Raw genomic sequence first — 22,346 nt, forward strand, 5'->3', positions numbered from 1 at the left:
AGCCGCAAGCGATGCTTGCGGCTCAAAAACTTTATACAATTTTGGATGTCGGGATATCCGGCCGTGCTTTCGAGCGGGCAAGAAGCTGCTGGATTAACACAAGAGCAAGAATGCCCAAGCCGATAATATCTGTCCACATGCCTGGAATGATTAATGTCACGGAGCCGGCTAAGCACAAAGCAGCTAGCGGCAGCGGCAGGTCTGCGATTAAATATCGTTCCAGCGCTGCGCTCAGCCCGAGAATGCCGATAATTGCCGTAGCAGCCACCCAAGCAACCTCAAGCGGGCTCGTAACGTCCTGCATCAGGATCACCGGCGAAAAGACGAAGATGTACGGAATGATGAACCCGGACAAAGCAAGCCGCAATGCTTCGAACCCCGTTTTGTTTGGACTGGCGCCGGCGATTCCGGCTCCCGCGAATGCAGCTAGGGCAACCGGCGGCGTCACATTGGCTAGAATCCCGAAATAAAAGACAAACATATGAGTAACAAATGGCGCGACGCCGAGCTCAAGCAGGGCTGGAGCAGCCATCGTTGCCGTAATAATGTAGGTCGGAATGGATGGCAGCCCCATTCCCATAATAATACACGCAATCATCGTAAAGACCAGCGTCAGGAACATGTCTCCTTGACCAAGCACGAGAATAGATTGCGTCAGCTTTGGCCCAAGACCTGTCAGCGTGCTGACGCCTACGATCAAGCCGACCATTGCACACGACATGGCAACCCCGAGCGCTGAACGGACACCATCTTCCATGGCTCCCAAGATCTCTTTCGGCCCCATTCTTGTTTCCTTGTTAAACCAGCTGACAACGATTGAAAGAACAATCGCATAAAAAGCAGCATATAGCGGAGTCTTCCCAGCAATCAGCATGCCGATCAGCACAACAATCGGGATGAGCAAATGGCCGCCTTTTTTAAACACTTGCCATAAGTTAGGCAGCTCCTCTTTGGACATGCCGCGAAGACCTAACTTTTTCGCCCGGAAATGAACGATGCAAATAATGCCGAGATAGTATAGAAAAGCCGGCAGGATAGCTGCAAGAGCAATCTGATTGTACGGCATGCCAAGTGTTTCTGCCATAATAAAAGCGGTCGCTCCCATGACCGGCGGGATAATCTGGCCGCCAACGGAAGCTGTTGCTTCCACGGCACCGGCAAACTCCGGTTTGTAGCCGACGCGTTTCATCAGCGGAATCGTAAAAGCTCCTGTCGTTACAACATTGGCAAGCGCACTGCCGTTAATAGAGCCAAGGAGTCCGCTTGATACAACAGCCACTTTCGCCGGGCCGCCGGACGTGTGCCCTGCGATACTGAGTGAAATATCGGTGAAAAACTGGCCCATTCCCGACCGATTTAAAAAAGCACCGAATAAAATAAAGAGAATAATGTAAGAAGCGGAAACGGAAATCGCAATACCGTAAATCCCTTCTGTCGATAAGTACATATAGGTCACGATATCTTCCAGGTCTTTTCCGGAGTGCTTGAATAAGTCAGGAAAATACTGGCCGAAAAAGGCATATAGGAGAAAGAGTACAGTTAAAATGGTTAAGGCATTGCCGGCTACACGGCGGCCGCCTTCAATCACAACAGCAATCGTCAGCAGTCCAAAGGCGATATCCACACCGCTCGGCATATAAATGGACATTCTTTCTGCAATGCCTTGATAGTCAATGATCATGTAGCCGCCTGTAGCAAGAGCAGCGGCCATCCAAATCATATCAATCGGGGTAACTTTCTTCGATCCTTTTTTATAGAAAGCCGGATACAAAATAAATACAAGTGCAGCAATGATAGCAGTATGCAGCGACCGGTGGCGGAGCGCATCCAGCGGTCCAAAGTAAGCGGTATACAAATGGTAGCCGGCAAGGCCTACACTTAGCGCAAAGATCGCCCAGCGCCAAAAGCCGTGATCAATTTTTCGAAACCGCGATTCACTATCATATTTTTGCAAAATTTCTTCCTGGCCTTCTATCGTCTCTGGTACTTCTTTTATTGCATTTGTCATTGATATCCCTCCTTTATTCCTTTACTGCAAAGCGCCTTGTTCTTTAAAATATTTTTCTGCACCCGGATGCAAAGGCAGCGGCAGCTTGTCTGCAGCTTTTTCCAGCTTAATGTTCTTGGCTGAGCTATGGGCATTTTGAAGCTGGTCAAGATTTTCAAATAATGTTTTCGTCAGCAAATATACCTCTTCATCCGGAAGATCTTTATGGGTAATCAGCAAATTGTTGACTTTCACCGTTTCCCTGTCTTTTTTGACTCCTTTGTACGTATTGGCCGGGATGCTGCCTACTTCAAAAGCAGGGTATTTCTTTTGCAGGCTTTCCGTAATGCTCTTCGGAACCGGAATAATTTCTACTTCATCTGTGGCCGCCAGCTCCATAATTCCGGAGTTTGGATAGCCGGAAGACAGGAAAGCCACATCAGTTGTGCCATTTTTAATCCCTTCAATGCCTTCCGAGAATGATAAGAAATCTGCATTTACCTCATCATAAGTAATGCCGGCTTCTTCTAAAATCCGCTTAGCCATAATTTCGGTACCGCTTCCAAGAGCGCCAACCGCAAGATCTTTTCCTTTTAAATCTTTAAGTGTCTTGATGCCGAGCTTTTTAGGAGCAACGATTTGCATATAGTTCGGGTAAAGCGAAGCAACAGCGCGGACGTTTGAAAGCGCCCCTGCCTTCGCAAAATTGCCTTTTCCCATATAAGCATCGGTTACTGTATCAGCCATTGCAAAGCCGAGCTCCGCTTTCTTTCTGGACAGCTTAGCCGTATTCTCTGCGGAGGCTCCGGTGGTCTGTGCACTTGTCTGCGCACCCAGCTCCTCCCCGTAAATTTTGGCAAGCGCATTGCCAAGCTGAAAGTAAATTCCTGATGTTCCCCCTGTTAAAATCGTTACCGGCTCTCCCGCCAGCGGCCCTGCGGCCTTTCCCTCCTGCTTCTCGTCCTCTGACGAAGCGGAATTGCTGCACGCAGACAAGCTCATAAGAACGAACATTAAAAATAAAATAAATCCTTTACGTAGCTTCATGTCCTCACCTCTTTATCTATTTCCATGTTTATAATGCAATATTTGTACCATTAATAAAATTCAGTCAAATCAACTGTTTATTCAAAAAAGCGGCAAAAAATGCCGGTCAGGGGCGGCAAATTATTCCTGACCGGCATGTTTTTCTTTTCATTCTCACAAAGAGCATGATGGATTTTTTCATCAATTCCGCTGCAGGCGGATGCTTTCCTTGATCCTCTCAGCCTCAAATAGGACTGCAGCTGTTAGATGGGCTCTTCCCTGTAAAGCTGCAGCTTATTGCGCAGGCTCCGCTCGCTGATACCGAGCATTCTGGCCGTTTCTTTCCGGCTTCCCCCGCAATGTTTTAATATAGACTCAATCATTATTTTTTCCGCCTCCTTCATCGTGGCGCCGACCGGCACGGCGATAATCCCCGAAGAAGGATCGGGCGCCTGCTTAGGTGAGCTGCTTTCAGCACGGACGGTAATTGGCAAATCTTCTTCAGTAATCACCTTTTCTTTGGCCATGGCAACTGCATACTCAAGAATATTGCTCAATTGCCGGATGTTCCCCGGATAATCATAGGCGAGCAAACGGTTCCACGCTGTATCTGAAAGCACCGGCAGCGGACGCTGCATCTCCTCTGCATATTTTTTCAGGAAATAAGGAATTAACACGGGCAAATCTTCTTTTCTCTCGCTTAGCAGCGGCAGTTCAATCGGTATGACATTTAGGCGGAAAAACAAGTCCTCCCGAAAAGAGCCTTCCGCCACCATTTTTGGCAGATTTTTATTAGTGGCGCTGATGATTCGCACATTGACCTTCTTGACTTCCGTAGAACCAAGCGGCGTCAATTCCTTCTCCTGCAATACGCGCAGCATTTTTGCCTGCAAAGAAGCCGGCATATCGCCGATTTCATCAAGAAACAAGGTTCCGCCATCAGCGGCTGCCACTTTTCCTTCCTGGCTGCCGGCCGCTCCGGTAAATGCTCCCTTCGCATAACCAAACAGCTCACTTTCCAGCAAGGTTTCGGGAATAGCGGCGCAATTCACGGATACGAACGGTCCGCCCCGCCGCCGGCCCTGCCTGTGCAAAGCGCGGGCTACAAGCTCTTTCCCCGTCCCGCTTTCTCCAAAAATAAGGACGCTCGAATCAATATCTTTCACTCGCTCAATGATGGAAAATACATTTCTCATTGCCGGGCTGTCGCCGATCATTTGATCATATCCTTGAATCTTCTCAATCGTTTCGTTTAACTCGCGGATCTTGCTGTACAGCGATTGATGCTCCAGCGCTTTTTCAATCAGCAAGTGCAATTCATCAATATCCAAAGGTTTAGTAATATAGTGATAAGCTCCCCGCTTAATCGCTTCAACAGACGATTCAATCGTTCCGTGAGCCGTCATCATAATGACAGACAGCTGCGGATAATCCGCTTTCACTTCAGCCAAGACCTGCAGCCCGTCCGCTTCCCCAAGCCGCCAATCCAGCAGCATGACGTGTACCTGGTCTTTCTCCAGAATGGCTCGGGCGTCCTCTACTGCCGTAACGGCCCGCACGTTATACTCATTTTCCAGAGCGAACCGCAGGGATGCCCCAATCGCCGGCTCATCATCTAAAATTAAGACAACAGGTTTCACTTTTTCTCCCCCTCTTCTTCTGCGGTTGGCAAAATGATAGTAAAGACTGTTCCTTTCCCTGGCTCTGTCTCTACCTGCAAATCGCCATGGTTTTCCTTTATCCACTGATAACAAAGAGCCAATCCAAGACCGACCCCATGCGGCTTTGTTGTATAAAATGGCTCAAAAATCTGCAGGGCGCTATGCGAATCTATGCCCATGCCTGTATCCGCTACTTGGATCACCCCTGATCCTTTCCTCTTTGCCGCTTTAATTGTTAATTGTTTTTTCTCTGTTTGTTCCATAGCATCTAATGCATTCAACAGCAAATTGAGCATGACTTGCTTTAACTGATCGGGATCACAAATCACCTCTAGCTGCGGATCGGCCTGAATCTCTAAGCGGACACGATGCTTCTTCAGCGTCGGCTCAATAATATCGGCTACTGACTGAATAAATGCCGCTGCTTTCAGCTTTTGTGTTTGCGGATGCTTGGGGCGGGCATAATCAAGCAAGGATTCAACAATCGTATTCATCCGTTTTAATGCTTCTGGCACATATTTAACCAGCTCCTGGCGAAATGCCGGGTCCTCGTACTTCCTTGGCAGAAGATCCACGAATGTTTTCATCGAAGTAAGCGGATTGCGGATTTCATGGGCAACTCCGGCAACCAGCTGTCCAAGTGCCCGCATCTTCTCTTGTGTGGCCAGCTTCTCCTCCAGCATCTTCGCTTCTGAGCGGTCAGCTAATGTCAGAAGACAGCCATTCTTTTTGCCGCTTTCCTCGTATAAGGGAATGAGACGGCATAAAATAAAACGCTTCTCCCCCTTTTCCTCAAAGGTGATTTCCTCGGAAAACAGCTGCTCTTCCTTGCGTCCCTTAAAATATTTATAATGCTGGAGAATACTGGCCATGTGCGGCTGCCGAAGTATATCCTCCGTCACTACCTTAGCCTGGCTATCAATGCCCAGCATCGTCTTTGCCCGTTCATTCAAGCTCGTAAGCTGCAAGGTATCATCAAATGTCAAGATTCCATAATACATATGGTGGATGATTTGCGTTTTAAACGCGTGTGCTTCTGAAATCGCCTGCTGTTGAACTTCTAATTGGGCGTTTGCCTCGGCCAGAGCGGCTGTTCGTCTCGCTACTTCTCTCTGCAGCCGTTTATTCCATAAATAAGCGAAGATAAGCACTGCCACGGCGCAGCTAATGAGGATCACTAAAACAATAATCCAATTGCGCATTTCTTTCAGCTGGCCATCGGGATATAAACCGAACCACTGTAAATACAGCGTTTGGTAATCTCCATTTTCCTTCATGCGTGCCAAGGAACCGTTGATCATTGACAATAGCTCGGTTTCCCTCGGACGGACAACAGCAGAGAAATCAGACGGCACGCCAATATTCTCAAGAATGCGGTAATGATCCTGTTCACCAGATCTCTTTAAATAAAATTCCGCTGTCCATTTATTCGTTAAGAAAGCATCCGCTCTCTCCATCAGCAAGAAATCAAAAGCATCCCGCGGATTAAGTGCCAGCTGAAACTCCACCCGTCTTACGTTCAATAGCAAATCAAATGAAGCAGGCTCCTCCTGCATGACGATTGTTTTTTCACGCAAGTCCGTTAAATTTTTGATGTCCGCCGTTGCCTCCTTCGGCACAATAAGAACGTCAGCCATCGTAAAATAGGGCTCGGAAAACTGAAACCGTTCGCTTTGCTCAGCGGAATATTTCATTCCCATGATGGCATCCACTTTTCCTGCTTTCAGCGCCTGTGACGCCTCATAGAAGTTCATGGGGTAAAATTGAAATTCCACACCTTCCTCATCAGCAATCCGGCGAAACAACTCCACACTGAAACCCGTAAACTTTCCTTCCTTATTAATATAAGAAAAAGGCGGCAAATGCTTTTCCCCGGCAATTCGATATACTTTTTTGGCCGGCAATTTATTGATCTGCCTGGAAGGGCGATCAATCAGATTTGCCGAAGCCGCGGACGGCAGGATGCCGGCTATTAAAATGACACAAATAAAACTTGCGGCTAATCGAAGCGAAAAGGGCATCATCGTCTAGCGTCTCCTTGTTAGAATCTTTACAATATTGTATCACATAAAAACTAGCCGGCTGCCATTGGCAGCCGGCGATGCACGTTCGCTTCTACGCTTTTTTGGGCCAGACAAAGTGGCTGATGGCAATTAAAAAATCAATGCCTAAAACGAGTGACCAAAAACGCAATATACCGCTTAGCGCTTCCGTTCTGGAAGGGTCGCCAACCAAGAAAATCAAACCCGCCAGCAGAACAGCCCCAATGAAATAAGCCAGCACATGCCGGACCCATCCGGAAAAATAATGTTTGGCATACGCCATTCCATATTTTTTAGCCGGCTTTGGCCCTTGTTTCATCACATAATATACAAACCTTTCATCCGCCCATTGAATCATGCTTTTTCCAAACCCAATAGAAACACCAATATATACAGCTGCCAGCGCGTGAGCCTGGGTTGCAGTCGCTCCATTCAATAGATCTGCCCCCGTAGCAATAACCAGCACTAAATCAATTACTGGCGTTAAGGCTAAAAACAAAAGGCCCAATTTTTTGCGCTTGAACACATATCTTGTTGCCAGCCCCAGAATAATGACCACCCAAAATGCAATTTCACACGCTACAATTAGCCAAACAATCAGGTTCATGGAACCTCTCCTTTTTTAATACATTTGTATTATTTAAAAACAGTTTAACATTTATCTTTTTATAATACAACCGTATCATAAAATTGCTTCCAGCTTTTTTTCCTGCTAAGATAAGGATATGCCTAAAATAGTTGATCACGATAAACGAAAAAAAGATATTGCTGAAGCCACGTGGCGAGTTATTCTGGAGCAAGGAATGGAAGGAGCGACAGTGCGGAATATCGCTAAAGAAGCAGACCTCTCCCTTGGTGCGCTGCGCCATTACTTTTCTACACAGGACGAGCTGCTTGTTTATGCGATGGAACTCGTAAAGGAGCAGGCAGAGGCACGAATTAATCAAATTGTTCTAGAAAACTTGCCGCCAAAGGAAGCTCTTTTAAAAATTTTAATGGAGCTTGTTCCAGCCACTCCAGAAACGATGGCAGAAACAGAGGTGTGGTTTGCCTTTATTGCTTACGCCCGCCATAAAGATACCCCATTCAGTGCCCAAGATGACGGGGTTTGGGATGGGATCAGCCGGATGGTTCATTCCCTTCATCAGGCTCACCTCTTAAAGGACGGCTTGAATCCCAGCCTGGAGGCGGAAAGGCTGTATGCCCTTGTAGATGGGCTGGCTCTCCACGCCATGCTGGACCCGGATCGGGTTGACAGAGAACGGCTTATAGATGTGCTTTCTAGCCAAATTGATTCGATTTTGAAAGAACAGGATGATCAAATGTCAGGGGGCTGCAAAGATGAGGAAGAAAAATCGTAAGCTATTGATTCAAGAACTTGATATTACTGAAGCAAAGACAGCGCAGCAGGTGTGGCAGATCCAGATTCCAGCTTATGAAGCTGAAGCAGAACTGATTAAGTGCTGGGACTTGCCTCCCTTAAAAGAAACAGCTGCCTGCCTGCAACAATGCGGCGAAACGTTTTACGGCGGATTTATCGATGGCCAGCTTGCTGGAGCCATTTCCTTTAAAATAACGGATGACGCGCTTGATATTCACCGTTTGATGGTCGCTCGGCATTTCTTCAGGCAAGGTGTAGCCCGGGCTCTTATCGGATACGTGGAACAATTGGCTGCCGGCCAAAAAGAAATCATCGTTGCAACCGGCACTGATAATCTTCCAGCTGTCGAACTCTATAAGCAGCAAGGCTTTAAAGAAGTAAAGAAAGTCGTTACTCCGGAAAATCTTTCACTTACTTTCTTCTCAAAAGAAAAAAAGAAGCCTTGAAAACCACGTTTTCAAGGCTTCTTTTTTTATAATGGAACCTCAGTTCCCGGACTGCCTTCCCTCTTCCACTTCAGAACAGGCGGGCTGCTCATTTTCATTTCTTGTTTGTTCTTCCAATAGTCTGCTTCCTGGTTGCCTGGTTCACGGCTTTTCACATCATTGATGAGCCACTTCTTCTTTGATTGATCATAGAATAAAGAATACGTGTTCACCGACTTAAAAGAAGTATCCTCAAATTCTTGGACGTTGCGATATTTCACTTTGTTATTATAAGCAGTAAGGGCCGTGACATCAGCTGACCACCGTCCATCAAAGTGGTGGACAGACAGGTCATCCAGATTGACGACAGCGCCTTCGTACTGGGCATGAATCTCATCGATATAATCCTTCACCGCTTCAAAGCTTTCCTGAAGCGATAAAGATCCTTCCAGTACTTCATCTGTCACATTGGTCAGCTTAGTTTTATCAAAGCCTGATGTTTGATAGACCACGATATCATTATTAAACATATCCATGGCTTTCATGACAGCTTTCTGCACGCCTTTATCGGAACTCGCCAGTGCGTTGCTGTCAATGACCACACTCACTTCTGAGCTGCCCCATACTTCCTTTTTCTCTTTCTTCTCAAATGTGCCTAAATCATTGATCACTTTCACCTTTAACTGGTAGATGCCCGGAATAACAGGACCGTATTTATTGTCCTTCTGCTTTTTAATCGCTTGGTCCGACTTGCCGGCAGTCAAGCTCACCCGGTCATCCTCATTCTGGCCTGTTACCTTAATGACGGCTGTTTTTACTTTCAATTTATATTGAGGAAACAGACCCCACTTTTTTCCGTCTTCTGTTAAGGAGATTTGCTGGGACGTTGATGTATAGTCACCTTCGTTGATTTGTTCCTCAAGCCCTTCCTTAATCGCATCATAACTGCTGCTATTTTCTTTTAAATAAGCAATTAGCGCTTGAACAGCTGTTTTGTTAACAGCAGCCTGCTTATTGTCAGTTACAATGACGTCTTGCAAGAGAGCAGGATCATCGTCTGCCACCGCTTTTTTTAATACATCTACAGTCTTTTCCGGTGACGCAGACTGCTTCAAGGCAAAAAATACACCGCCAATTACAAGAAGAAGAATCACAGCCGGAATAATAATCAAGCTTTTTTTATTCATAGCTCTCTCCTATTTAGTAAGCTTTTCCTTCACCAAACGCTTGAACCAGATAATCAGCATAATGATCAGAAGTGTCTACTGTCCACTTTCCATCCTTTTTCACCATCTTGATCTCTGCTCCGTGCTGGCTTTTCGCTACTTCTAACGATTGAACTGCTGCATCGAATTTAGAAAGAGCGTATTGTTTTTCTTTTTCTGTATCAAAGCCGCCTGTGTTTGTTCGGTATTCTTTTTGATAATCGTATAGTTTGTCATAAAGCTTATTTGTTGAAACGGTCGAATAGTCAAGTTTCACCACAGCTTTATCGCCTGCTTTAGCCGTAGTCTTCGCTTCTACTGTAGCTTTTTCTCCAAGAGCTGACTTATAGCTGTTATAATACTTGTCGATATCCGCATCAGTTGTCGCATCCGGCAGCGAAAGATCAAGCTGCTTCTTAAATCCAGTTTTTGCTTCTTCTTGAACAGCTTCTTTATCGGCAGTTACAAGCTTTTCATAGTCTTCATTGTCTTTTCCAAGATAAATAACGTCAATGTAAGCTGTTAATGCCTTCGCTGGATCTTGAAGTTCATTAAAGCTTTTTGCATATTTTTTCGTATCAAGCTCAAGCATAATCTCTTCTGCTTCTTCGCCTGGTTTAGATAAACGCGGCGTTACGCCGATTTTGTATTTTTTATCTTTTTCAGCATTGAAATACAAAGGAATCGTCTTTACTTTTCCCGCACCGATATCGCTGCTTCCTTCAGTCTCTAAATCAATTCCCCGCGCATAGACCGATGTCTCCGGGCTCAGCTGTTCATCACCGTCATATAAATACACACCATCATATGAAGATACATTAATAGAAGACTTAGAATCATTTTTTACCTTTAAATCGACAAGCAGCATCCCCGCTGTCTCTTCTTCGGCTTCCCCGTCATCTCCTGCCAGGATAAATTCTGCTTTATCAATAGAAACTTCCGCTACCTTGCTTTTTCCTGTTTCACCGCTGGCCTCCTTAGCGCCCGACCCGCCGCATGCAGCCAGTACAAGCATAATAGAAAGCATGAATGCGAATATACCAATCTTTTTATTCATTATATTCTCCCCTCTACACAAGTTGCTTTTTCTTGGTATTTTTTCTCCTCTTTCCATAATAGTTAATCAATTTCAATAGAACAAGATGGAATCTGCGGGGATTTCTTCCTGTTTTGACAAAGGTTTCTCACACTTATAAGGTCTATTTAACTATATTCTGTAAAATATGCAAAAATTCTTGATGATATTTTCCTGATCAAGCACTAATTTTGTCATACATTACCAATTTTATAATTAAGATTATTTCTGCTTTGGATACCTTCTCTATCTCTTTTCTAAGTTTGTAAAGGTTTTGTAAAATCTCCCGCATCTCATAGATTTACTTTTCGTCATTTATTATAATTGATTATGCTTTTCGATATCGATTTTCGTAATTATTAATTTAAAATTAAGGAGGGACCTTCCTTTGGAAGAAAAAGTGCTGCGCAAGTTATTTTTAGGATTTATTCATATCCACATTTTGCATCATGCAAAGGAGCATCCGGTTTTTGGGGCTTGGATGGTAGAGGAGCTGAGAGAACATGGGTATACGATCAGCCCCGGCACTCTTTATCCAATCTTACACTCGATGGAACGCGACGGTCTTTTACATCGTGAAGACAAACTAGTCGAGGGGAAAATCCGCAAATATTATACAACGACTGCCAAGGGCGAAAACATCCTTGCAGAAGCACGCCAAAAAGCATTTGAGCTGTTTAAAGAAATTCGGGATTGAAACTGGAAAGGAGTTTGATCGAGTGAATAACATGAAGAAAAAACCTAGCATAAGCCAGCTCATGGAAATTCTGCTTATTTCCACCCGGCTGGGCTTCACTTCCTTCGGCGGGCCGGTTGCACACTTGGGCTATTTCCATGAAGAATACGTTCGCCGCAGAAAGTGGCTGAACGAGAAGGATTACGCTGATTTAGTCGCTTTGTGCCAATTTCTTCCTGGTCCAGCGAGCAGTCAGGTTGGCATTGGCATCGGGGTGATGCGTGCGGGAGTCATTGGAGGGATTCTTGCTTTCATTGGCTTTACCCTTCCCTCTGTCCTTGCTTTAATGATCTTTGCGCTTGCTTTGCAAGGAATGGATATGGAGAGTGCCGGCTGGATCCATGGGTTAAAGCTTGTCTCCGTAGCAGTCGTTGCTCATGCAATTGCCGGAATGGCAGGAAAGCTGGCGCCTGATCTAACCCGAAAGGCGATTGTATTAGCAGCTTTAACTGGTACGCTGCTTTGGCAAAGCTCTCTCTCACAGGTGCTCGTTATTGTGATTAGCGGAATAGCCGGCTACCTTGTATATAAGCAGACAAACAGCACAGAACGCTCCACACTGTCCTTCCCTTTATCCCGGAAGTTCGGAGCCATCTGCCTCGGTCTGTTCTTCGGCTTGCTCTTTGCTCTTCCGCTCTTAAGGGAAATGGTTTCATGGAACTGGCTGGCGATGACAGACAGCTTCTATCGGGCAGGTTCATTAGTGTTTGGCGGCGGGCACGTTGTTTTGCCTTTATTAGAAAGAGAATTTGTTCCCGGAGGCTGGCTGAGCGCTGAGCAATTTCTGGCAGGCTACGGAGCGGCCCAAGCTGTTCCTGGACCACTCTTTACTTTTTCCGCCTATATCGGCGCTGTTATTAGCGGCTGGAAAGGCGGATTGATTGCGACATTTGCGATTTTCTTGCCCGCTTTTTTACTTATCCTGGGAACCTTGCCTTTTTGGAATACACTCCGCCGCAACCCGCATGTGCAAGGGGCTCTGATGGGGGTAAATGCGGCTGTAGTTGGCATTTTGATCGCTGCTTTTTATGATCCCATCTGGACAAGCTCCATATTGGAACCAGCCGATTTTGCTTTTGCGGCTATCCTGTTCAGCATGCTCTCCTATTGGAAGCTCCCGCCTTGGGTTGTTGTGCTGACCGGTGCTGCTGGGGGATTCATCTTTCCTTTCCTGCCAATCTAGTTTTTATCGATAAAAAGAGGAACAACTTATTAAATATTTCAATAGGACTTATGAATTCATCCTTCTCCGTTTAAAGACAAATCAGCTGGGAATGATAGGAGAAAAAGGAGGAATGACATGAAAACGCCTATTTATTTACTTGCAGTTATGGCTGTTATGCTGCTGACAGCTGCCGGCTGCGGCTCTAAAAAGGACGAAGCAGCCGAGCCTGCTTCAACAAGTACAGACACAGCTAAAGAGCCGGTGATAACAGAGGAAGCAGAAGAACAAGAGGAGAAAGAGAAACCGGTTGATCTGTCCGGCGGCTTGGAAGAAGTATCTATTGCTCTGGAAGAACTGCAAAGCACTATAGATACCGCCCCCCAGAATGCTGCTCAATTACAAGCTTCCGGAAAAAAAGTAGAGGAAAAATGGGATGCCATTGAAGAACAAGTAGAGGAATCACATCCAGAGGACTATAAGAATATTGAAGAAAGCCTGTATCCTCTCATTGATGAAACAAAAAAGGATCAGCCCGATGCTGAAAAAATCAAACCCTTACTTACGAAGACGATAGAAAAATTAAACGCGTTTCAAGAAAAAACAGCTTCAAACTCCTAAGTTCTTGCAACATGCTTTGAAAGAGCCTGTTCCCATTGGGGCAGGCTCTTTTTGCCTTTATCTTTTCTCTTTTTCCAGCCAAGCGGTGAACATCCTTCCGAATCGCCCTGGAGAGAAATTGTTATGCTTCTGCCGTTCATAGTGCATCTTAACAAATTCCATAAACTTTGGAGAAATGGGTTTGGAAGCGATAAGCGGATAATAGAGCTTATAGGCTTCTTTTAAGTGCTCCCATCTCCGGTCACTTCCTGGCTTTACATATTCCGAGACATCAATCAGCTTAATTCCGCCATCTTGCAGAATAATATTCTTTAAATGAATATCCCGCGGGTTTAAGCCAGTCTGCTCGGCCTCTTCTATTGCCTGATCCACTTGTTCGATGGCTTCGGGAGGAATATAGGTGCCTGTCGCGAGGCAGTCGTATAAGTTCATGCCCGGCTCGAAGCTAATCACAATGAATCGGCTTCCTTCCCCATAAAAAACGGGATAGAAGGAAGAGCCGGCCAGCTTCTTATACGCAGCGACTTCATTAACTTTCGTTTGCTCCTTGCCCTCCGCATACACTTTAAATGCATAGCTTGGACTAGACACATGAACAAATACAGCAGCATCCGTTCCTATGCCTGCACAATGCAATTGGTCAGGCATGTTCCTTATCGTTACCGGCACATTTCCTTCTCCCGCCTGCACCTCAATTTCTTCAATTAATGGTATAGCTTCTTCCCAGTGGAATTCTTTCACAAGATTGCCCCTCTACCCTTTCCTAAGATTGCTAGCTCGCCGTTATCAACTTTTCCCCGTTCTTGCTAAGTATATGCAGCAACTGTTTTCTCTTACCCTCGATCTTGCGACTTTTATTCATCGTTGCCTCTTTCCGGGTTATTTAATCATACGGATCATAACGAAAAAGGTTTTAAAAAATTAAATGAACTGGCAGCATATTTAATTATTCTGTGAAGAGGCATGAAAGCCAAAGACCGCCGCAGCACTCAAATATCATAGAGTGCTGCGGCGGTCTGGATACAAGATTTTTATTCTACTATTTTTGCTTTCTTTTGCTGTTCCTCTGTTAATTTGACTCCAAGAAGATCGGCTGTTTTCTTGTTGACGACCAGCTCCAGATTTTCAGGAACGCCCACCGGAATGTCGCTCGGTTTTTTTCCTTCAAGAATGTCAACAGCCATTTTTCCCGTTGAGTAGCCAAGGTCATGGTATTCAAACCCATAGGAAGCAAATCCGCCGCGCTTGACTGAATCGCTTTCTCCGACAAATGCCGGGATCTTCTTCGCATTGGCCACTGTCAGGACTGATTCAAGAGCGGAAACAACTGTATTGTCTTTCGGAATGTACAAAACATCAGCCCGTCCAACCAGCGTTTCAGCTGCCTGCTTGACCTCCGAGCTAGCGGAAACTGTAACTTCCACAGCCTCCATACCATTTTCCTTCAGCGCTTTTTTCGCTTTATCCACGTTGACTACAGAATTTGGCTCGCCTGAATTATAAATAATCCCTACTTTTTTAGCATCAGGGAAAAACTCTTTAATAGAAGCAATTGTATTTTTAATCGCTTCCGGATGAGTGTCCGATGTGCCTGTGACATTTCCGCCCGGCTCTTCCATGCTTTTGACGAGCTTAGCGCTGACAGGGTCAGTAATCGCCGTAAATAAAACCGGAATATCCTTCGTTGCTTGCAAAGCCGCCTGAGCGCTTGGCGTAGAAATCGCTAAAATTAAATCATTCCCATCATTCACAAGCTTTTGTGCAATGGTCATATTATTATTTACATCCGCTTGCGCATTTTGATAATCAAGCGTTAAGTTCTTTCCTTCTTCATATCCCGCATCCTTCAATGCTTCAATAAATCCTTCTCTCGCTCCATCTAAGGATGGGTGCTCTACCAGTTGGGTGATTCCCACTTTCACATCTTTCTTTTTGGAGGTGCCTTCCCCCTCAGCACCGCCTCCGCTTTCGTTGCCGTCCGAGCTGCACGCTGCTAACACGAGCAGCAAGCCCAGCATAACTCCCAGTAGCCACTTTTTCATTCGTTCTCCTCCTAGACCTCAAAACTGTTTTTATTTTCAAAATATTTTTTATATTACGATAGTACCATGCCTTTACAGAAAGATACAATCATTAATTTAAGAAAGAACCTTCTTTAAAACAGGCTGATCTTCATTCCAGCGGACGCCTTCTGCAGGAGTCGCCGCCTTCATTCCAATCAGCCCAGAAGAAGCAATCTATTTTAGGAGCGTAAGGGACCGCTCTCTCTTTTAGGACACAAGCTTCAAACCGACGGCGGCTCCGAGCACGATGGCAATGCAAGCTATTCGCTTCCAGTCTTTGGACTCCCCATATAGCAGCATTCCTAAAATCGCGCCGCCTGAAGCACCGATGCCTGTCCAAATAGCGTAGGCTGTTCCCATGGGCAGTGTCTCCATCGCTAAAGCCAGAAAAAGAAAGCTTGCGCCGAAGCCAGCGGCCATAAGAACGAATGATTGCCAGTTTTTATTTTTATGAAGGCTGTTAATCATTGCCACTCCTGTCATTTCAAAAATTCCCGCAAGAATAAGATAAAACCAGCTCATCAAGACCTCTCTCCTTCCGTTTCATCTGTCACAAGCTTTAAACCGATCACTCCGATAAGCAGCACAAGGATCAGCACAAGCTTGGCCGCCTTGATGGGTTCGCCAAAAAAGAGAATTTCTGATAAAACCGTGCCAGCTGTTCCTAGTCCGACAAACACGGCGTATACGGTACCGACCGGCAGCTTATTGCCGGCCGCGATTAATGCATAAAAGCTGATAGCAATAGCGATGGCCGTTCCTGTCCATTCCCATGGACCGTCGGCATGCTTTAAGCCAATTACCCAGAAGACTTCGAAGAAAGCTGCAAAAAACACTTTAATCCATTCTTTCGTCATCCTTTTTTCCTCCTTTTGAAAACAAAAAAGCCCGAAAGATTACACAATCTCATTGTGGTAATCTCCCGGGCTTTTATCCCTCCGTGTCACAGAGCAGTTCTGTGCGCCTTCTCTCGGACCAGGCCGGAACCATCCGCGGAACCCTAGAAAGCATAAACTATTCAAATCATTATGTTTTTAACTTTAGCAACAAATAATTGCACGGTCAATGATCTTTTTGAAAAGAATCAGGTCGGCTCGGGCACCTCTTTCCAATGTCTTTTCTCGTCATCTTCAATGATGCCGAGAGTGACATCGGCCACTTCAGGTTCGCGGAGCAGCCGGTCCATCACCCGGAATTTAATATCATCCGCCTGAGCGAGCGAGAGGCCTTTTCTCAACTCAACAATCCCATCAATGTGATAAATCCGTCCCTCCTGAATCATTCTCATCTTGTAAATATCGACCACATCCGGGTCAGCCAGCATAATGCCAGCCATCTTATTTTCTACCTCCATGGGCGCAGCGACACCAATCAATCCGACCATATTGTCATAACCGACACGAAAAGCGACGATGATCATCAATAAACCGATCAATATGGTAATGACGCCATCCGCTGCAAGAAACCCAAAAAACTGGGTAACAATAATGCCAAGCAAAGCAAGAACCGCTCCCGAGGTGGCCACTAAATCTTCATAAAATACTAACCGTGTAGCAGGAGAAGCCTTTCCTGCATTTTTAAAAGCAGTGACGATAATGTTTCCTTGTTTCTCTGCACGCGCTTCTTCCGCAATTTCCTTCATTGCCTTAACTAAAATAAATCCGTCTACAGCAATCGCCGCTGCCAGCACAAATAAATTCAATAGAAAGTCACTTGGCTCAGACGGATGCTTTAACAGCTTCCAGCCTTTCATAATTGTTTCATAAGCCATAATCGTTACGACGATCACCGCTACCATGCAAAAAATATTGATCAGCCGTCCAAAGCCGACCGGAAACCGCTTAGATGGCTTCATTTCAGCCAAGGCGCTGCCGAAGTACACAAACCCCTGATTCACTGCATCGGCCAGCGAATGCATAGCAGAGGCAAACATTGTCCCGCTGCCGCTGAATGCAGCGGCAATTCCTTTTAAAATAGCAAGTACTGTATTGCCAATAGCTGCAATGCCTGACGATGTGTTTCCTTTTTTCAATAATTGAATAAAGCCCATGATTCGCCTCCCCGTTTTTTTATTGCTTTACCCAGGTTTAACCGTAGTTATCCATACAGACGATCTATTTCAGCAGATAGAAAACCAATATAAGAAAACCAATATAAGAAAACCCGGAGATTAACATTATTATGTTAATCTCCGGGTTTTCTATTCTTTCGCCGATCTAGAATTCTTACACGGTAAAGCGGCTGACCACTTCCTTCAATTCATGGGCAATACTGTTCATCTGTTCTGTGGATGAGGCCACCCGCCCCGTTTCTCTCTGCTGCTCGGCAGCTGAAGCACTGACTTGTTCAGCAGAGGCGGCGGTCTCCTCTGAGATAGCCGATATGCTTTGAATAGATTCGACCGCCTTCTCTTTATATTCCACCATTTCATCTAGCTTCGCAGCTAGCCGCGTGACTAATTCACCCAGCTGGTTAGCAAGTTCGGCGTTTTCCTTAAATGAAGATTCTGTATGAAGCACCGATTGGTTTTTCACCTCTACCAATTCAATATTCTTCGTAATCACAGCAACTGTTTGCTTGGACTCCTCCAGTATTTCCTGGACGGTTTGTTGAATGACATCCGTTTCTTGACGAGATTGCTCGGCAAGCTTTCTTACTTCCTCAGCCACAACAGCGAATCCTTTTCCATGTTCTCCTGCCCGTGCCGCTTCGATGCTGGCATTTAAAGCAAGCAAATTGGTCTGTGCTGTAATGCCGTGGATGGAAGCGATCACCATGTCAATATTAGCAATTTTTCCGGATAATGTCTGAATCTGCTCTTGAACCTTTTCATTCATCCGGTCGGTATCTTGATTGTGCTCCCGCAGCAGCTGCACCTGAGCCAGCCCTTGCTCATTTGATTGGCCAGCTTTTACAGATAACTGATTCATGCTAGTAGAGAGAGCAGCCAATGCATCTATTTGTTCGGCAAGGTCGGCCATTAGCTGATTGGCATCCTCTGTGTCTATCGACTGCTGGGAAGCGCCTTGGGCAATCTCATCAATAGCCGCCGCCACTTGTTCACTCGCGGCAGAGACCTCTTCAAATGTGTGATGCACCTGACCGGCAGAGTCCTTTAATTGAACAGATGAGTCTTTCACCACATTGATCGCTTCGTTCGTTTTACCGAGCATATCATTAAAGGCATCTGCGACTAAGCCGATTTCATCCGGACGAATATGCGAGGGATCAATCTTAGTTGTTAAATCACCCGTCGCGGCTTTTTCAATGGCCTCCCTTAAGTACGTTAAAGGCTTTAGCTGCCGATGAATGAACCAGGTTGAAACGACAGCCATTAAAAGAATCATCAAAACGGCTGCGGCAATTGTCAGCCATAACACCGTTTTAAATGTCTGCAAAATACTCGAATTTGGAACAACTGTCTGTACAGACCAGATTTGATTTATTCCTTCAACAGATACCGGAGCAAATGTATTAAACGCCTTTTCCTTGAGCTGCTTGGAATCCACATATAACGTATCGGCTTTGCGCTCGCCTAAGCGGGAGCGGATGGTCTTCCAATCCAACGCCTCTTCTATATTCGTCCCGGTTAGCTTTTCATTAATGCTGTTAGCTACCACCAAGCCTTGATCGGTCACAATGCTGGCATAGCCGCCATCTGGCTTCATGTTTCTTACTAGATCATTTAAGAACTCAATCGAGAAATCCGCTGTCATCACTCCAATAAACTGCTTGTCTTTGGAAAATAACGGAACAGAAATAGTAGCCATGGAGACAGTTTGACCTCCAGCCTCATACTCATAAGGCTCTGTTAAAACCGGTCTTCCCGTTTTCTTAGGAATTAAATACCAGTCGCCCTTTCCTTCCTTTTCATAGCCGTGAATAGCCTCTGTTTGAATGCGGCTTTCTTCTTTATATAAATAGGGGATGAAACGGCGGGTTTGATCGGTTAACTCTTTGTTGACAGTTTTCTCAATCGGAACCGCATTTTCTTCAAAAACGAGACCCATGCCGAAAATGTTCGGGTTCTCGGAAAGATTCTTCTCAATCATTCGCAAAGCAGACTGCGCTGTCAGCTTTTTATCATTATGCAAAGCTTCAAACACGCGCTTTGAAGTGAACAGCATGTTACTCGTTTGTTCAAAGCGCTGGCTTAATTCAGCTGCATATAACTTCGCATGTTCACTCGCGTATGCCTCTGAATCTTCCACACTTTTATTGTATAGAATCGTATTGGTGACAAAAGAATACACGACAAAAAGCAATAAAAACAAGCCAACAATCAGTCCGGACAATTTCCAGGCAATACTTTTCGTCTTTCCCATCTGCTTCACTCCTCTTCTTCGGGCTTAATCACGCCGCGTCCCGTTTTTCATTTCTTTATTCATAAGCGAGATTTCTATTTTTTCTGACAAGCCAAAAAACAGCCGTCACTCTTTCACCTATTTTTTCTAAGATGTTCTCTAAATTCATCGGCTGTCCATACACAATAGTTAATAGGCGTAAATATTTTTTTATCATTTCCATGACAAAAAGGCCGGGGAACCAGCTCTCTCCCATTCATTTGTAGTAAATTTTTCCTCAAATGTTTTTTATTTGGATTATACTATTAAGAAAAAACCGAGCAGCGAAAGGAGAGCGGAATGAAACAACTATTAAAGCGGGGACTTATCATTGCCGTCGGATTATTGGCGGCTGGATGTGCAGCTGGTGAGAAAAATCAAACGCCGGCTAGCACGGAATTAACAGTGGCACCTTACACTCTCAGCGAGAAAGAGGAAGAATTAATTAGCAAAACAGGGGTCAGCCATATCGAATTTTTCACATTAGACGGTACATTGAAAAAAGGGGAGGACATTCAGTACACCATCGTTTTGTATGAAAAAGGAAAGTTCAAGCAAAACATGCTTTTCTCCTATGGTGAGCAGGAAAACAAATTTAAAGACAAACTGATTTCTTTCGGCATGCGCGCTGCAGATGGGGATAAACAGGCCATCACCCTGCTGGAGGGATCGCCAGACGGCCTATCTTCTACAGAATTCAGCCATAAAGCAACAGGCTGGACATTCAGCTCCCTGATTCATGAAAAGGTCACATTAAAGAAAAACAAGCCCCTGTATTTGGCAGGCTGGGCAGGCACATCGAAGAACACGATGCGGAGCCTCAACAGCGAACACGGGGAGCTTCCGGAAGGGTTGAAGGAGATGGAAGTAGCCTTGTTGTACAAAATAGAATGGACGGACGCTGAATAAAGAATGAATGAGCGCTGCTCCTGCTTTTACAAAACATTTTAAAAAGAATGAAACCTTTTTGAAAAAATTACCGTACTATTTTGTATAAGAAGGAGGAGTTTTGATGAATAACCATGAAATTGATTACAAGATTTATGGAGACGATATGCAATTTGTCGAAGTAGAACTGGACCCAAAAGAAACCGTGATCGCTGAGGCAGGCAGCTTGATGATGATGGAGGATGGGATTGAAATGGAGACTGTCTTCGGTGACGGATCATCTAACCAAGGCAGCGGGTTGATGGGGAAACTGCTTGGTGCAGGCAAACGGGTGCTAACCGGGGAAAGCTTATTCATGACCACATTTACTAATGAAGGACAAGAAAAGAAGCACGTTTCTTTCGCCTCTCCATACCCGGGCAAAATCATTCCGATGGACTTGAGTGCGCTGAATGGAAAAGTGATCTGTCAAAAAGATGCCTTCCTGGCAGCCGCAAAAGGCGTATCTGTCGGCATTGAGCTGCAGCGCAAACTGGGTGTCGGCTTCTTCGGCGGCGAAGGATTCATTATGCAAAAGCTTGAAGGCGATGGCATGGCATTTGTGCATGCCGGCGGAACGATCCATGAAAAAACATTGGCGCCTGGCGAAGTGCTGCGGATTGATACCGGCTGCCTGGTGGCAATGACAAGAGACGTTCATTATAATATCGAGATGGTAAAAGGTGTAAAAACAGCCTTATTCGGCGGCGAAGGACTCTTCTTGGCGACATTGCGCGGTCCGGGAACCGTGTGGGTTCAATCACTTCCATTCAGCCGTCTGGCCAGCCGTGTCTTTGCCTCTATGCCAGCGACAGGCAAAGGAAAAGACGAAAGCGGAATCGGCGGGCTGTTCAATATGTTCAGCGATAACGATTAAAGAAACGCACTGGCAGCGGCTTGTAACTTCTGCAAGCCCGCCAGCGACGAAAAGGGTGTCCGGACAATGTTCCGGACACCCTTTTCATCACTTATTTTGTTCACTGCATGCCATTTTTAATGGCTTTGGCAACGGCCACTGTTCGTTTCGCCTGGTGCTTCACAGCCTCTTCCACATTTTCCTTCATTTTGCCGTCCTGATCGACTGTAACAGAGGTGCCATACGGGTTGCCGCCAGCAGCAAACACCGCTTCTCCCGTATAGCCGGGTGCTGCGATGATCGCTCCCCAATGATACATCGTCGTATACAATTGCAAAATCGTCTGTTCCTGTCCGCCATGCGGATTTTGCGCTGACGTCATCGCGCTCACCGCCTTGTTTGCCAGCTTCCCTTTCGCCCACGCCCCTCCGGTTGTATCAATAAACTGCTTCACTTGTCCAGGGACATTTCCAAAACGGGTGGGCACACTGAACACAATGGCATCCGCCCAGACAAGATCATCAACAGTTACTTCAGGCACCTCTTTCGTTGCTTCATGGTGAGCTTTCCAGGCTGCATTGGATTCAATCGCCTCCGGCGGCGCAATCTCCGGCACCTTTAGCACTTTCACTTCAGCACCTGCAGCTTTAGCTCCTTCTTCTGCCCATCTGGCCAACTGATAATTGGTGCCTGTCGAGCTGTAATAAACAATGGCTGCTTTTACACTTTCCATTTTGAATCTCCTTTCTATCACGTATTACACATTCATTCTTCACCTGTTTTTCACTATCTATTCTCAAACTTCCCCCTCTGACTAACAGCTAAACAGCCTCGAC

At 45.6% G+C, this 22,346-nt stretch carries 21 protein-coding genes and 1 riboswitch; of the genes, 7 read left to right on the forward strand and 14 right to left on the reverse strand.

Going from position 1 to position 22,346, the window contains the following annotated elements:
- Positions 1-31: 31 nt before the first annotated feature.
- The 5 genes from BBA02S_RS04080 to BBA02S_RS04100 all read right to left on the reverse strand — a co-directional run bounded on the left by BBA02S_RS04080 (position 32) and on the right by BBA02S_RS04100 (position 7,323).
- The gene (locus BBA02S_RS04080; protein ID WP_041100594.1) at positions 32-2,008 is read right to left on the reverse strand and encodes a TRAP transporter permease; all 1,977 of its coding nucleotides are present in this window, start codon (positions 2,006-2,008) and stop codon (positions 32-34) included.
- A gap of 21 nt (positions 2,009-2,029) precedes the next feature.
- Entirely contained in the window at positions 2,030-3,034 is a 1,005-nt protein-coding gene (locus BBA02S_RS04085) for a TAXI family TRAP transporter solute-binding subunit (protein ID WP_041100592.1), read from the reverse strand.
- A 242-nt stretch (positions 3,035-3,276) separates the two neighbouring features.
- Positions 3,277-4,653 (reverse strand): sigma-54-dependent transcriptional regulator, encoded by a 1,377-nt coding sequence (locus BBA02S_RS04090; protein WP_041100590.1) that lies wholly within the window; start codon positions 4,651-4,653, stop codon positions 3,277-3,279.
- Positions 4,650-6,698, reverse strand: coding sequence for a transporter substrate-binding domain-containing protein (locus tag BBA02S_RS04095; RefSeq protein WP_041100588.1), 2,049 nt, complete (start codon positions 6,696-6,698; stop codon positions 4,650-4,652). The genes BBA02S_RS04090 and BBA02S_RS04095 overlap by 4 nt, the downstream gene beginning before the upstream one ends.
- 91 nt (positions 6,699-6,789) lie before the next feature.
- Positions 6,790-7,323, reverse strand: a complete 534-nt coding sequence (locus tag BBA02S_RS04100) for a hypothetical protein (protein ID WP_041100586.1) — start codon at positions 7,321-7,323, stop codon at positions 6,790-6,792.
- A 118-nt stretch (positions 7,324-7,441) separates the two neighbouring features.
- Between BBA02S_RS04100 and BBA02S_RS04105 the strand changes: the two genes are divergently transcribed.
- Positions 7,442-8,077 (forward strand): TetR/AcrR family transcriptional regulator, encoded by a 636-nt coding sequence (locus BBA02S_RS04105; protein ID WP_052477327.1) that lies wholly within the window; start codon positions 7,442-7,444, stop codon positions 8,075-8,077.
- Complete coding sequence (locus tag BBA02S_RS04110) at positions 8,058-8,543, forward strand: GNAT family N-acetyltransferase (protein ID WP_052477328.1); 486 nt, start codon at positions 8,058-8,060, stop codon at positions 8,541-8,543. Before BBA02S_RS04105 ends, BBA02S_RS04110 begins: the two co-directional genes overlap by 20 nt.
- Positions 8,544-8,569: 26 nt before the next feature.
- Here BBA02S_RS04110 and BBA02S_RS20155 read toward each other — a convergent pair whose 3' ends face one another.
- The gene (locus BBA02S_RS20155; protein WP_082028235.1) at positions 8,570-9,709 is read right to left on the reverse strand and encodes a TcaA second domain-containing protein; all 1,140 of its coding nucleotides are present in this window, start codon (positions 9,707-9,709) and stop codon (positions 8,570-8,572) included.
- Positions 9,710-9,722: 13 nt separating this feature from the next.
- Positions 9,723-10,784, reverse strand: a complete 1,062-nt coding sequence (locus BBA02S_RS04125; RefSeq protein WP_041100582.1) for a DUF5105 domain-containing protein — start codon at positions 10,782-10,784, stop codon at positions 9,723-9,725.
- 406 nt (positions 10,785-11,190) lie between these two features.
- Here BBA02S_RS04125 and BBA02S_RS04130 point away from each other — a divergent pair, with 406 nt between their 5' ends.
- The 3 genes from BBA02S_RS04130 to BBA02S_RS04140 all read left to right on the forward strand — a co-directional run bounded on the left by BBA02S_RS04130 (position 11,191) and on the right by BBA02S_RS04140 (position 13,321).
- Complete coding sequence (locus tag BBA02S_RS04130; RefSeq protein ID WP_041100580.1) at positions 11,191-11,499, forward strand: PadR family transcriptional regulator; 309 nt, start codon at positions 11,191-11,193, stop codon at positions 11,497-11,499.
- A 31-nt stretch (positions 11,500-11,530) separates the two neighbouring features.
- Positions 11,531-12,721, forward strand: a complete 1,191-nt coding sequence (locus tag BBA02S_RS04135) for a chromate transporter (protein WP_041113932.1) — start codon at positions 11,531-11,533, stop codon at positions 12,719-12,721.
- Between the two features lie 117 nt (positions 12,722-12,838).
- Positions 12,839-13,321 carry a hypothetical protein gene (locus BBA02S_RS04140; RefSeq protein ID WP_041100578.1) on the forward strand — a complete coding sequence of 161 codons (483 nt, stop codon included), beginning with the start codon at positions 12,839-12,841 and terminating at the stop codon, positions 13,319-13,321.
- 57 nt (positions 13,322-13,378) lie between these two features.
- On the opposite strand, the gene BBA02S_RS04145 is transcribed toward BBA02S_RS04140, so the two are convergent.
- The 6 genes from BBA02S_RS04145 to BBA02S_RS21720 form a co-directional block, all read right to left on the reverse strand.
- Entirely contained in the window at positions 13,379-14,062 is a 684-nt protein-coding gene (locus BBA02S_RS04145) for a hypothetical protein (RefSeq protein ID WP_041100576.1), read from the reverse strand.
- Positions 14,063-14,352: 290 nt separating this feature from the next.
- Complete coding sequence (locus BBA02S_RS04150) at positions 14,353-15,363, reverse strand: ABC transporter substrate-binding protein (RefSeq protein ID WP_041100574.1); 1,011 nt, start codon at positions 15,361-15,363, stop codon at positions 14,353-14,355.
- Between the two features lie 228 nt (positions 15,364-15,591).
- Positions 15,592-15,906, reverse strand: coding sequence for a DMT family transporter (locus BBA02S_RS04155; protein ID WP_041113903.1), 315 nt, complete (start codon positions 15,904-15,906; stop codon positions 15,592-15,594).
- Positions 15,906-16,241 (reverse strand): DMT family transporter, encoded by a 336-nt coding sequence (locus BBA02S_RS04160; RefSeq protein ID WP_041113904.1) that lies wholly within the window; start codon positions 16,239-16,241, stop codon positions 15,906-15,908. Before BBA02S_RS04160 ends, BBA02S_RS04155 begins: the two co-directional genes overlap by 1 nt.
- A 60-nt stretch (positions 16,242-16,301) precedes the next feature.
- Positions 16,302-16,399, reverse strand: a riboswitch (guanidine-I (ykkC/yxkD leader).
- A 69-nt stretch (positions 16,400-16,468) separates the two neighbouring features.
- Positions 16,469-17,434 carry a cation diffusion facilitator family transporter gene (locus tag BBA02S_RS04165; protein WP_041113905.1) on the reverse strand — a complete coding sequence of 322 codons (966 nt, stop codon included), beginning with the start codon at positions 17,432-17,434 and terminating at the stop codon, positions 16,469-16,471.
- A gap of 175 nt (positions 17,435-17,609) precedes the next feature.
- On the reverse strand, positions 17,610-19,709 hold the full coding sequence (locus BBA02S_RS21720; protein ID WP_041100566.1) for a methyl-accepting chemotaxis protein: 2,100 nt from the start codon (positions 19,707-19,709) through the stop codon (positions 17,610-17,612).
- Between the two features lie 318 nt (positions 19,710-20,027).
- On the opposite strand from BBA02S_RS21720, the gene BBA02S_RS04180 reads away from it, so the two are divergent.
- Complete coding sequence (locus BBA02S_RS04180) at positions 20,028-20,636, forward strand: hypothetical protein (RefSeq protein WP_041113906.1); 609 nt, start codon at positions 20,028-20,030, stop codon at positions 20,634-20,636.
- Positions 20,637-20,739: 103 nt separating this feature from the next.
- Positions 20,740-21,531: a TIGR00266 family protein gene (locus tag BBA02S_RS04185; RefSeq protein ID WP_041113907.1), complete on the forward strand. Its 792-nt coding sequence runs from the start codon at positions 20,740-20,742 to the stop codon at positions 21,529-21,531.
- A gap of 100 nt (positions 21,532-21,631) precedes the next feature.
- Here BBA02S_RS04185 and wrbA read toward each other — a convergent pair whose 3' ends face one another.
- Positions 21,632-22,243 carry an NAD(P)H:quinone oxidoreductase gene (gene wrbA / locus BBA02S_RS04190; protein ID WP_041100558.1) on the reverse strand — a complete coding sequence of 204 codons (612 nt, stop codon included), beginning with the start codon at positions 22,241-22,243 and terminating at the stop codon, positions 21,632-21,634.
- Positions 22,244-22,346: the final 103 nt, after the last annotated feature.

Origin of the sequence: Bacillus badius NBRC 15713 (assembly GCF_001591605.1) — a bacterium.
In the GTDB taxonomy this organism is placed as follows: domain Bacteria; phylum Bacillota; class Bacilli; order Bacillales; family Domibacillaceae; genus Pseudobacillus; species Pseudobacillus badius.

Excerpts from the sequence above, each read along its gene's own strand:
- BBA02S_RS04110 (WP_052477328.1), top strand. The coding sequence starts at position 8,058 with ATGAGGAAGAAAAATCGTAAGCTATTGATTCAAGAACTTGATATTACT.
- BBA02S_RS04135 (WP_041113932.1), top strand. The coding sequence starts at position 11,531 with ATGAAGAAAAAACCTAGCATAAGCCAGCTCATGGAAATTCTGCTTATT.
- BBA02S_RS04105 (WP_052477327.1), top strand. The coding sequence starts at position 7,442 with ATGCCTAAAATAGTTGATCACGATAAACGAAAAAAAGATATTGCTGAA.
- BBA02S_RS04080 (WP_041100594.1), bottom strand. The coding sequence starts at position 2,008 with ATGACAAATGCAATAAAAGAAGTACCAGAGACGATAGAAGGCCAGGAA.
- BBA02S_RS04150 (WP_041100574.1), bottom strand. The coding sequence starts at position 15,363 with ATGAAAAAGTGGCTACTGGGAGTTATGCTGGGCTTGCTGCTCGTGTTA.
- BBA02S_RS04140 (WP_041100578.1), top strand. The coding sequence starts at position 12,839 with ATGAAAACGCCTATTTATTTACTTGCAGTTATGGCTGTTATGCTGCTG.
- BBA02S_RS20155 (WP_082028235.1), bottom strand. The coding sequence starts at position 9,709 with ATGAATAAAAAAAGCTTGATTATTATTCCGGCTGTGATTCTTCTTCTT.
- BBA02S_RS04180 (WP_041113906.1), top strand. The coding sequence starts at position 20,028 with ATGAAACAACTATTAAAGCGGGGACTTATCATTGCCGTCGGATTATTG.
- BBA02S_RS04185 (WP_041113907.1), top strand. The coding sequence starts at position 20,740 with ATGAATAACCATGAAATTGATTACAAGATTTATGGAGACGATATGCAA.
- BBA02S_RS04165 (WP_041113905.1), bottom strand. The coding sequence starts at position 17,434 with ATGGGCTTTATTCAATTATTGAAAAAAGGAAACACATCGTCAGGCATT.
- BBA02S_RS04160 (WP_041113904.1), bottom strand. The coding sequence starts at position 16,241 with ATGACGAAAGAATGGATTAAAGTGTTTTTTGCAGCTTTCTTCGAAGTC.
- wrbA (WP_041100558.1), bottom strand. The coding sequence starts at position 22,243 with ATGGAAAGTGTAAAAGCAGCCATTGTTTATTACAGCTCGACAGGCACC.
- BBA02S_RS04125 (WP_041100582.1), bottom strand. The coding sequence starts at position 10,784 with ATGAATAAAAAGATTGGTATATTCGCATTCATGCTTTCTATTATGCTT.
- BBA02S_RS04095 (WP_041100588.1), bottom strand. The coding sequence starts at position 6,698 with ATGATGCCCTTTTCGCTTCGATTAGCCGCAAGTTTTATTTGTGTCATT.
- BBA02S_RS04100 (WP_041100586.1), bottom strand. The coding sequence starts at position 7,323 with ATGAACCTGATTGTTTGGCTAATTGTAGCGTGTGAAATTGCATTTTGG.
- BBA02S_RS04085 (WP_041100592.1), bottom strand. The coding sequence starts at position 3,034 with ATGAAGCTACGTAAAGGATTTATTTTATTTTTAATGTTCGTTCTTATG.
- BBA02S_RS21720 (WP_041100566.1), bottom strand. The coding sequence starts at position 19,709 with ATGGGAAAGACGAAAAGTATTGCCTGGAAATTGTCCGGACTGATTGTT.
- BBA02S_RS04155 (WP_041113903.1), bottom strand. The coding sequence starts at position 15,906 with ATGAGCTGGTTTTATCTTATTCTTGCGGGAATTTTTGAAATGACAGGA.